Raw genomic sequence first — 11,682 nt, 5'->3', positions numbered from 1 at the left:
TGAGTGTCAACTATGGTGACTTATATTGCCAGCTCATTCACGGTTAACGTGACACCGGATGCACTAAAAAACACGTCGCCTGATAGCGTTAGCATGTCTTCATTCGGTGTGTCGTCAATATCATTAAGTGATGTGTCACTGACCCCGGCCCACAGCTCAATAATTTCTTCAAAATTAGTCTGTAATAAATCAGCACTGTCTGTATTAAAAGTATCCTCAACTAATTGTTTTAATTCGGGGTTTAGGGTCATGGCAATATGTAAATCAGGTAATTGACCATAACCTTTCAAATTAGGTAAATCGAGTACTTCTGGATCAATATCGATAGAGCCAATATAGTGACTTTGCGACGGGTCTGTACCAAATTCAACATCACCCGCTAAACCTAACGACTCACTAACAAAACCTTCCTCCCCATCACTCCATGTAAAACTGCCCACTTGAACAATGTCAGAAAATCCATCGCCTAATCCTGATACTGTGGTATTTTCGAGGCTGATGCTAGCAATACCAAAATCTGATAATGAATAGGGCTCTTGAATGTAACTATACGTATCACTTTTTCCATCTTCCCAGCGATCTTGCCAAATGAGTAAATCACTAAATACCGCATCATTAGCGTCAATAACGCCATCACCGTTGTCATCATACAATGCAAGCTCTTCAAAACCTGTCATTGTCGGACTACCAAATAACTCGGTAATATCATCAATACGACCATTTTCATTACGGTCTAGCGCGACAAAACCATCATCAAAATTTAACCAACCCGTTTTGGTAGCAAAACCATCGCCATTTAAGTCAAAGAAGGCATCACTGATATCAAAACTAATTAACTCAATACCGTCGCCGTCCAAATCCAATACTAGGGGATCGCGCGGCACAATAAGTGCTGAATTTTGACTTCCTAAACTTATCAATTCAGCAGCATTTCCGCCATTATTACTTTGATAGGTTTGAGTATTAGGAACACTAATAGACGATTGTGTATTGCTCAAATTGGTCATCTGTTGATTATCTACAAGCGGCGACCAACCACCAATCTCCGCATAAGTACTATCTTGAGGGGCTACGCTGTCATCACTAGAAGGGCCATTGCCTGTTATGGCCTTATCTAACGAAATACCAAGGTCACCGTCATTGAAGTTTTCAATAATAACATCATCATTAACTAACAATGCGCCATCATTTTGTAAGGCAAAGGTGTTGTTGGCTTGGTCGTAAAACGTGTTGTTATTAAGATAAATTTGGCCACCAACAAAGGTGTTATCAAACACTAAATAACCGTTACCATCAGAGTCGATAACACGGTCACCTGATGAAACATGATATACATCAGCACCTTCACCACCAATGAGTGTGTCGCTACCTGCGCCTCCTACTAATTGGTCATGACCTGCGCCCCCATTGATAATATCATCACCCGCGGCACCTAGAATTAAATCGTTGCCATCACCACCAATAATATTGTCATTACCTTCGCCGCCATTAATAACATCATCGCCACTGCCACCATCAATAGTGTCGTCACCGCTGTTACCAAACAAATGGTCATTACCTTCACCACCGTTAAGCGTGTCGTTGCCTTGTCCACCTTGTAAGTGGTCATTACCGGCTAATCCGTTCAGTATATCGTTGCCGTCGAACCCTAAAAGCACGTTATTCTCAGCATTACCAACCAAGGTTTCATTAATATCGTAAGCCGGTAAATGCGCAATACTGTCATGCGGGTAAAGGTCAAAGTCACCCCCTAACGTCGCGCGTTGACTCGCTTGCACTTGGTCTAAGTAATCGCTCAACGTTAATTCTACGTCAAATAATTGCAAGGTGAGTTGGCTTGCTTGTGCATGGTGTACAAGTATGGCATTTTCACTGCCACCTTGCCAAATAACAATGTGGTCTTGATAGACATCCCAATAAACGTTACTCAAAGAATCGTAGATACCTACCGTTGCTGTCGCCGTGGTATTAGTGAATATAATTTGATCTCGGTCTTCAAGACCATCAATAAGCTGATTATCGTTTTCATCGGTACTTTGTATAATATAAACATCATTGCCTGAGCCGCCAACGAGTATATGATTACCATCAGTCGCTGATATTACATCACTACCGCTACCACCAAGCGCGATATCACTGCCCGTTGCAGCAAACAATTTATCATTGCCTGAGTCGCCAGATAGCCTGTCGTTACCTTCATCACCATTCAGTACATCATTCCCAGAGCCGCCAAGCAATAAGTCATCGCCTAAGCCCCCCGTTAATGTATCAGCGTCTTCATCACCATATAAGCGGTCATCGCCACCGCCGCCAGTAATTTGGTCTGCGCCTTCACCGCCTGATAAATCATTATCAGCACTATCGCCCGTTAATATGTCATTTTCTGCAGAGCCCACCACATTTTCTATATCAATCAAGGTATCGCCTTGGGCCTCACCATATTGCCCAATGCCATCAGCTAAATTAACCGTTACGCCTTCAATGCTTTCGTTATAAAAGGCAGTATCAAAACCGTCACCACCATTAAGGATATCTGCACCTTCGCCGCCCATAAGCTGGTCATTGCCGCCGTTACCATTAAGTTGATCGTCGCCTTCAAGGCCTGATAATTCATTAGCAGCACTATCGCCCGTTAATGTGTCATTTTCTGCAGAGCCCACCACATTTTCTATATCAATCAAGGTATCGCCTTGGGCCTCACCAAATTGCCCAATGCCATCGGCTAAATTAACCGTTACGCCTTCAGTGCTATCTCTATAAAACGCAGTATCAATACCATCACCACCATTAAGGAGGTCGGCACCTTCGCCGCCCATAAGTTGGTCATTGCCATCGTTGCCATATAAATAGTCATCTCCTTCGCCACTAGTAAAAGCATTGTCGCGTTCATTGCCGATGATTAAATCGTCGAAATCAACACCACTGGTATTCAAATGATTGGTTGTAAGGTCTTCTGGTAGCAGAGTAAACGCGCGGTCAATGGCTTGACCATTGGTATATTCAAAACCCGTAACGTGAGTTTGTCCGGTTGAATCGTAGGCGAGATAAGATACTTGCTCTGCTAAACCCATTTCTTTATAAATGGCATTGGAAAGAATGACTGTTTCACCTTTGACACCGGGGTAGTCGGTATCTTCTGAGCCAGTCATAAGATGCACTAATTCGTGAATAAGTGCGGTTTCAAGCGTATCTTCAACGGCGGTACCGTTGGTGCTGATGTAGGTGTTGTTTTCGAGCCAGGCTAAATCAATATAAATACCGGGAGTATCATCTGCTGTATTAGTATCTGTTGACCCTTCTCTTGCCCCTGCAGTAGAAAAGGTGCCCTGATCCGAAAAGAAAATATTGATATCGTTGCCAGCTGCAACATGCTCCGTGAGCTGTTTTTGAGCCGAGGGTGAGGTTTCAAAGGCCTTTTTAATCAAGTCTTTAATTTCTTCACCTTCTGCTAAAGTAAACTTGTCATCAAGTATTACTTTATCCAGAATGTCGTCAATGGTAAGTCGTTTAGGGCCATCCCACCCTTCACCATTGGCGTTGAGTGATAAAGTAATACCAAAATCTCCTTGATGAAAATCTGCAATAACAACAGACTCTCTAGCATCATTGTCATCCTTGGCATATTCACGGACATAGAGATAATCCATACCCTCATCGATGTTATGCTTGAGTGTTAGAAAAACACCTTCTGCACCTGTTTCAGCAGCTTTAGCATCCCCATATTTCACATAATATGAGTAATCACCTTCTGCTTCGATAGCGGAAAAAGCCAGTAGTTCCAAATCATTAAAATTCCCTGAGTTGGCTTTCTCGCTATAATTTTGGTAAACAGTGCCTTCTAGTTTATGGTTTCTATCATCTATACCATCATAAGCAAAATAAATCTCATTTGTGCCATATTCATCATAGATATATGTTTCATCTGCATGGGGGGCAACAAGGTAAGTATCGTTACCAAAACCACCTATTAAGGAATTGTTTTGCATATTGGGTAAATCATAATTGATATTAAGATCATTTCCTGCACCAATATAAAGTATATCCTCTCCTAACCCACCTACAAGTAGATCTTTACCCCCACCCCCTATTAATATATTACCTAATTGATTACCGACTAATATATTTGACTCTTCATTACCCGTTAAATTTAAAGCTGTGGTGTCATCTGATGAATCTAATATTATATTTTCAATGTATGTATATTGACTCTGCCCTGACGTTAAATCTAAGCTAATATATGAGATGACTTTATCAAAGCCTTCATCTGCTTCTTCAATCACAACATCTTGAGCTGAGTCCACATAATAAATGTCATTACCACCGCGACCATACATAGTGTCATCACCAGTACCACCGTCTAGTATGTCATCAACAATTACCTGCAAATTGTTGTGTATAACATTGGCATCTGTGCTATCAATACCTTCTACACCGTCACTACCATATAGAATATCGTTATCAGCTCCACCATAAAGTTCATTACTACTTTTATCTGAGTGATCGGAAACCTCTTGTGCATAAAGGGTATCTTCGCCTTTGCCACCATAGAGTTTATCTTCGCCTTTACCGCCTTTTAGAATATCATCATTTTCATTACCTATAAGTACATCATCATCATCGTCTCCGTTGAGTGTATCTTTACCTTCACCACCGATAATAATATCATTACCACTATCACCTGATAATGTTTGTCCACTATCCTTGATTGCTACCAATAAGTCATTGCCATCGCTAGTCGATTTAATCACTCCATCGGTCTCTAAACCAATAACTACTTCATTATCAACATTAATAGCGCCGATAGCAGCTAAAATGGCTTGTCCTTCTTTGTAATCAGGAGAGGTTTTCTGTTCAGGATTGTTCAGACCGCTGAGAGCAAAAATCTTTGCTAAATCTGCAGCAAGCGGTAAAAATTGTTTTTGAAATGTTGGTACTGACAACGAAAGGCCATCAATAGCAGCGATTTCTGAAACGGTATTATTATTACTATTCGCGCCTATCATATGGCTTCGAGCAATTTCATACTCAATCATGTGATCAATGTTTCTTGTATCCTTACTGCTAGGATATTGATCGTTAAAAAAGAAATCGACTAATTTTTTTGCATACTCTTCAGTATCATAATTACCACTTGGGTACAGACCAAAAAGCTCCGACTCAATATACCGACGTTTTGCTACACCATTTTTCTCTGAGTCAATGCCGCCGTTCGTAGCGTACCTTATTTCATACCACGCAGTAATTCGGTCATTTTTACCTAACGCTTTCAATGTATTTGTAAATGCTACACCGTTATATTTCAGTGAAATTAACGCTAATCGTTCATATGAATAATGTAATGCCTTAACCTCTGTACCGGGATAGTTAGAAAAGTCATTGTAATTATTACTAATTAAATCTGAACTCAATCCTTTTTCAAATTCTTTAGCTAACGAGTCAAATGTTTGCCTGATTAAGTCATCTGCGGTTTCACTGCCAATAGGTGCAAACTTAAAAGAAGAGTGTTTTGTGGTATACTTTATTAATATATTATCTAATTCCGTTTGTGTAGCTGAAAGTTGTGCTGCCGTTTGATCTTTAGCTTGCGGTTTACCCAATTCAACTAACAGTGCAGCAATTAAGCCATCGTAAGTTTTTCCAGCTTTAATATCATTAAAAGGGTCAAGATTAAAGCCGGTTGTTAATACCGCCTCTAAATTCTCTTTAACCTCAATATTAAAGCCTACACCAATAGTAACGAGACCTTTACCGTCAGTATAAATCTCATGATTTTCATGGCCTGATTCTTCTAACTGCTTAATAATTTCGTATCGCAACGCCTCATAGGATTCTTGATTAAGCGTTTTTACATTTAAAGGCATCTTACATTCCTTGTTTTTTTATTATTTAAATTCACATACATATCTTTGGTGAATAACATTTTCACTACCTGACAACTCTCTTAATGAACGACTTCTATCCAAATAAGGTCTACCTTGATACATAAATATGTCACCAAAAATTGTGCTGCGCCTCTTGTCAAACATTGGTAGAATAAAGTATGAAAACCTGTTTCCACTACATTGCTCTTCGATAGATACTCGATATACCTTCTCTTTTGCCCCATCAAAATTAATATCCATATTGGTTATCCAGATAGTCTTATGAGTAGAGATAAACTTTGTAAATTTATTTTTCTGAGATATGTCTGCGTGAATGTCATCTATCGAAGTCTCATACCTAGCAACCCAAAAATCAGATAAAATCGATTTTACTTTCGATTTTTCGACCTCTTTCCATCTGATGTCAGCAAAGCCAGCGTCATAAGCCTCTGTATCAAAGCTATACCTTATTTTACATGATGATTCTGGGTTAACTGTTACACGAGACATCAGTGCTGCATAATCTTTACAGAGTTGATACGGTGCACCTCGGGTTATTTTTATCGTTTTTTTAGCAAGTAATGACTCAAAAAATAACACGCGGGTTTGGTAAGTGGTTAATAAGCATTCTTGAGTTTTACAGCTATTGCGATCTTTTAACCAAGTTAACTGACTTTCACGCCAATCACCTTCACTATTGTTTAGTTTTTTGTATAAAACGGATAACTCATCATCCAAACTCGACAGTTTCTCACTCGTACAAATTACACGCTCGGCATAGTTACCCGCTTTTTTACAATCAAAGCTAGCGGCATTAACACTGTTCAAGTAGAGCATACATATCGCTATACTAAGCCCCCATAATATTCGTTTCATTAAATCATCCTTTGTTTTAAAAATATTAATTTTTTAAATTTTACCTACAACGCTTTCACTTTACAGATGTAAATTTCATCTAATAAAGGTACTTATCGATTATATTCTTTTTGAATAAGTCATCATCGCTCACCCACACTTTCATCCACCTTGCGCATTAACGGCGAGAGTACAAACTCAATTAACTTACGTTTACTGGTTTTAACTTCTGCCATTACTGACATACCGGGGAGTAAATCAACTTCACGCCCATTAATCGTCATGCTTTTTTGTTTCATTTTAAGGCGTAATTTGTAAACTAAGCCTTTGTTTTCGTCGGCAATAGCATCGGCGGTTACGTCAATAACTTCTGCGTCAATAGAGCCATATTTAGTAAAATTAAATGTGTTGACTTTTATTTCAGCTATTTGTCCCGCATAGACAAAACCGATGTCTTTATTCTCTAGTACAGCTTCTACTTCCAAATAATCGTTATGCGGTACTAGTTGCATTAATATTTGCGCTTCGGTTACCACGCCACCAACGGTATGCACCGCTAGTTGCTGAACTTTGCCAGCAACTGGTGCATATAGTATTTGTTTATCAGAAACATCTTTCGCTTTAGCTAACTCTTGGGTGAGTGATTGCACTTGACGCTGAAATTCATCAACTTGTGTTAATGCTTGGCTAATAGTTTGTGATTTAAGGGTGTTAAGTTGCTGTTCGGCAGTTTCTATAGCAGCTATATTTTGTTGTTGTTGTGCTTGGTAACTATAAAGTGTTTGTTGTTGCTCAATTTGAATTTCCTTCGCCTCCAGGTAATTCATTTCTGGGATGAGGTTGTCATCGAATAATTTTTTATATGACACAACTCTACTTGTTGCTATAGGTAAGGTTTGTTGTAATTGGTTGAGTTTCGCTTCGTTTGCATTGTACTCAGCTTGTCGCTCCTTTTTTTGACTCTGAATCGTGTTTACTCGCGATTGATAGTCTAACCACTTTTGCTCAAGCATTAAGGTTTGGGTGAATTGCTCTGCCGGAGTAAATGCAAAGCTTTTATTGATGTAATAGGAACTTACTGCTGTTACTGGAGTAGGTGTTAATAAGGGTGTTTTATTTTGTTGCAGCGCCGTTAAAAACGTTTTTTCACGTAGCCAGTTTAATTGTGCAAAGTGCATTTCTTGTGCAATACGGGTTTGTTCGGCAGCAGTTAAAGTTTGATCTAATTCGATTAACGGCTCACCTGCCTCTACCTTCTGTCCTTCTTTTACATAGATAGTTTTAAGCACACCTTTTTCTAATGGCTGAATGTTTTTTATGCGTGAGCTAGAAATAATTTTACCTTCGGCCAATGCAGTAATTTCTATATCGCCAACACAAGCCCATATAATGCCTATGGTAACAAAAGCGATTATTACACGCGCCAGTAACTTACCCACCGGTGATGGTGGGCGCTCTAGTATTTCAAGCGCTGCAGGTAGAAAGTCTAACTCTTGCTGGTTACGTTTTTGTTCACCCAGTTGAGCACGGTTTTTCCATGTATCTGTTAGTGTTTGCCAACATAGTTTTAGTTTGCTGGCTTCTTTTTTTGAGTTGCTAGTGGTCATACTGACTCACCTGTTGTTTTTTCAGATGTGTGCTCTTTAGCAGGTTTATTTACAACGGGTTTAATATTAGGCACATGGCTTTGGTAGCTATGTAATTTGGTGTAGTATCCGTCACTTTTAATAAGCTGGTCGTGTGCGCCACTTTCTACTATTTTACCTTTGTCCATTACGATAATACGGTCGCATTGACGTACAGTAGATAAGCGATGCGCAATAATAAAGACGGTACGCCCTTTACAAATAGCGCCCATATTTTCTTGAATAACACGTTCTGATTCGTAATCTAATGCGCTGGTCGCCTCATCAAAAATCAATATGCGTGGGTTGGTAATAAGCGCACGGGCAATAGCAATACGTTGGCGTTGACCACCAGAAAGGTTACAACCGTGTTCACCTACGGGGTTATCGTATCCTTCTGGGAGTTCTAAAATAAAATCGTGAGCGCCCGCTAGTTTGGCTGCATTTACTACTGCCTCCATCGGTAAACCGGGGTTTGAAAGAGCTATATTTTCACGAATACTGCGGTTGAATAAAAAGTTTTCTTGCAGCACAACACCAATACTTCGGCGTAGCCATGCGGTATCTACAACACCAAGATCCACACCATCAACCAATACTCTACCGCCTTCAGGTACGTAAAAACGCTGCACTAATTTTGTTAATGTGCTTTTGCCTGAGCCTGAACGACCAACAATACCAATAACATCACCGGGATTAGCTTGTAGGTTGACACCATCGAGTACTACAGGTCCGTTTGGTGTATATCGAAAACGAACGTTCTCTAATTCAATTTTACCTTGAAGTTGTGGCAAGGTACTGCGGTTAGGGTTAAATCCGGGTTCACGTGGGGTATTTAATATATCACCTAAACGCTTAACCGATATACCCGCTTGTTGGAAGTCTTGCCAAAGCTGTACAAGTTTTAATATAGGACCACTGACTTGGCCTGCCAGCATATTAAAAGCGATGAGCATACCAATAGTCATCTGCCCTTCCATAACAGCATAGGCACCAAAGAAGATTATTCCTAGCGTGGTCATTTTGCTGATAAAACCTGCAATTTGGTTTGATATATTCCCTATATTTTGAGTGCTAAAGGAGGCGTTTACGTATTTAGCTAATTGGTCTTCCCATTTACGTTGCATTTGAGGCTCTACGGCACAGGCTTTTACGGTTTCAACGCCAGTAATAGACTCGGTTAAAAAGGCCTGGTTTTCAGCGCCGTGCTTAAATTTTTCATCAAGCCTAGCACGAAGCATTGGAGTAATAACGACAGAAAGGATAATGTAAAGAGGTATGGTCGCCATTACTAGCAGTGTAAGTTTGGGACTGTAGTACCACATTACGGCAAAAAACACGAAGGTGAATAGTAAGTCTATACACAACGTTAAGGCTGAACCGGTGATAAAGTTGCGAATAGTGTCTAACTCGCGAACACGAGCAACACTTTGCCCCACTTGCCGCGCTTCGAAATAAGCTAACGGCAAGCCCATCAAATGATTGTATAACTTTGAACCTAATTCAACATCCACTCGGTTAGTAGTATGACTAAATATATAGGTACGTATGCCACTTAAAATGGCATTAAATAAAGCGATAGCAAAAAAACCAAAGGCGAGCACATCAAGTGTTGTTAAACCTTTGTGCATAAGCACTTTATCCATAATAACTTGGAAGAATAAAGGGGTTACCAGTGCAAATAATTGAATAAAGAAGGAAGCAATTAATACATCGCCAAACAATTTTCGGTATTTGACCATCGCGGGTATAAACCAGCTGATGTCAAACTCTTTGAACGAGGTTAATAGTCCACCCCGTTTAGTGAGTAATATTAACTCACCATTCCAACGCTCTGGTAAATCGTTTAAATCAATTTGTTGGGGAGCTTTTTCGTTAGGATAAAGCATTAAAACCTGTGCTTTTTTCTGCCCAGACTCTTCCGGTTTCTCTTTGTCAGTACTCTTTGGTAACTCACTTACTTTAGCGATGATAAAATATTGACCATCATGCCCTTTGGCAATAGCAGGCAAAATACTGGGGTTTAATTCTTGTGATGAAGTTTTGATTTGACGAGCTTTAAAGCCTATGGCTTTTGCTGCTCTAAGGAGATCGTTATCGTTTAACGGCGCATCTGCATCAGCAAATTGATGACGGAGTTGTTGGTATTCAGCAGGCACCTGATTAAGGCGTGCGATAGTAATAAGGCTTTGGCAGCCACTATCTATAATATTTTCCATTATTCCTTTAATGCTCTTTTATTATTTTTATTTTTATTTTTATTTTTATTTTTATTTTTATTTTCAACACCCTATTAAAAATAGAGGAAAGCAGGGTAGCTTAAAGGTTAAAAAATAGCAATTAATCTTAAAAAAACTTTCACTTTGTTATGGTTCGAAATATTAAGTCGGATATTAACTATAAAGACTAAAATCAAGGTTTTATAGAGCTTAAACAACTTAAAGAGTAGTTTTAATTTAATCAAATAAGGTATAGGCATACAGAAACATGCCCAGACCCTATTTGTATATTCAAGAAGATGATGTAACTTGATTAAAAACTAAGCTTTGATATTGAGTTTGCGTCGACGTGATATAAAGGTACTAAACAAACCTATAATAATTAATGCGATGCTTCCAGGCTCAGGCACACTTACTGGCCCTTGAACATAATTACTTACAGTGGAAGACCCATTCCAGAAATAAGTTGCTGCACTATCTGGATCAGTAATACTAAGACCGCCAATATTAGTGTCGCTAATTTCAAATGTAACACTCCAAGTTGAACCACTATAAATAGTACCAAGATCAAAACCTAAGCCTAATGAAACATCATCAGGAAAAGACGAGTCGACATTATTCACCTTGTCTAAATAGCCATCACTTAAATTGTCGTATATATCACCGAAAATGTAACCTGGTTCATCAATCTCCCAAGAATCGGGGTTACTGTCTCCAGCTCCAGTACCTGAAACATCAACTAACTGTCCATACTCATCAAAAAATGTATGACCAATTTCTAAATCAAGAAAACCACCTAACCATGCATTTTCTAAAACAAAGCCCGTGTTGTTAGTAAACGACCAAGTAATTGAGCCCAAATTGTTTGTATCAAGCGTATTTGAATACAAGACGTCAATACCTGTCCCTGAAAAATCGTTAATCCCTCCGCTAGAAACAGCCTCACCTTCATGTAAAAGAGAGTTACTTCCAAGGGTGGTTGAATTAAAAAAGACATTGTTTTCATAAATATCTAAAAAAGTAGCTTGAGCACTGGTAGATAAAAGCGCCCCCAAAACAATTAGTGTGTAAGCTTTAATAGTAAAATTCCTCGGTTTGGGTGTATCGAGTAGGGTGAGGCTT

5 protein-coding genes are annotated in these 11,682 nt (G+C 39.3%); all 5 read right to left on the bottom strand.

What is annotated here, in order from left to right:
• Nucleotides 1-20: 20 nt before the first annotated feature.
• Nucleotides 21-5,861, bottom strand: a complete 5,841-nt coding sequence (locus tag KO502_RS06825) for a hypothetical protein (protein WP_216021828.1) — start codon at nucleotides 5,859-5,861, stop codon at nucleotides 21-23.
• Between the two features lie 21 nt (nucleotides 5,862-5,882).
• Complete coding sequence (locus tag KO502_RS06820) at nucleotides 5,883-6,737, bottom strand: lysozyme inhibitor LprI family protein (RefSeq protein WP_216021827.1); 855 nt, start codon at nucleotides 6,735-6,737, stop codon at nucleotides 5,883-5,885.
• Between the two features lie 122 nt (nucleotides 6,738-6,859).
• A complete protein-coding gene (locus tag KO502_RS06815) occupies nucleotides 6,860-8,323 on the bottom strand; it encodes an HlyD family type I secretion periplasmic adaptor subunit (RefSeq protein WP_216021826.1) in 1,464 nt (487 codons plus the stop codon).
• On the bottom strand, nucleotides 8,320-10,560 hold the full coding sequence (locus KO502_RS06810; protein WP_216021825.1) for a type I secretion system permease/ATPase: 2,241 nt from the start codon (nucleotides 10,558-10,560) through the stop codon (nucleotides 8,320-8,322). Before KO502_RS06810 ends, KO502_RS06815 begins: the two co-directional genes overlap by 4 nt.
• Nucleotides 10,561-10,880: 320 nt before the next feature.
• Nucleotides 10,881-11,682, bottom strand: an 802-nt coding sequence (locus KO502_RS06805) for a PEP-CTERM sorting domain-containing protein (RefSeq protein WP_216021824.1), incomplete at its 5' end; no start/stop codon positions are given.

Source organism: Colwellia sp. E2M01 (assembly GCF_018860585.1).
GTDB lineage: Bacteria > Pseudomonadota > Gammaproteobacteria > Enterobacterales > Alteromonadaceae > Colwellia.
The sequence above is the reverse complement of the archived record's forward strand: the minus strand, read 5'-3'. Positions and strand labels throughout refer to the sequence as shown.

Excerpts from the sequence above, each read along its gene's own strand:
- KO502_RS06825 (WP_216021828.1), bottom strand. The coding sequence starts at position 5,861 with ATGCCTTTAAATGTAAAAACGCTTAATCAAGAATCCTATGAGGCGTTG.
- KO502_RS06820 (WP_216021827.1), bottom strand. The coding sequence starts at position 6,737 with ATGAAACGAATATTATGGGGGCTTAGTATAGCGATATGTATGCTCTAC.
- KO502_RS06815 (WP_216021826.1), bottom strand. The coding sequence starts at position 8,323 with ATGACCACTAGCAACTCAAAAAAAGAAGCCAGCAAACTAAAACTATGT.
- KO502_RS06810 (WP_216021825.1), bottom strand. The coding sequence starts at position 10,560 with ATGGAAAATATTATAGATAGTGGCTGCCAAAGCCTTATTACTATCGCA.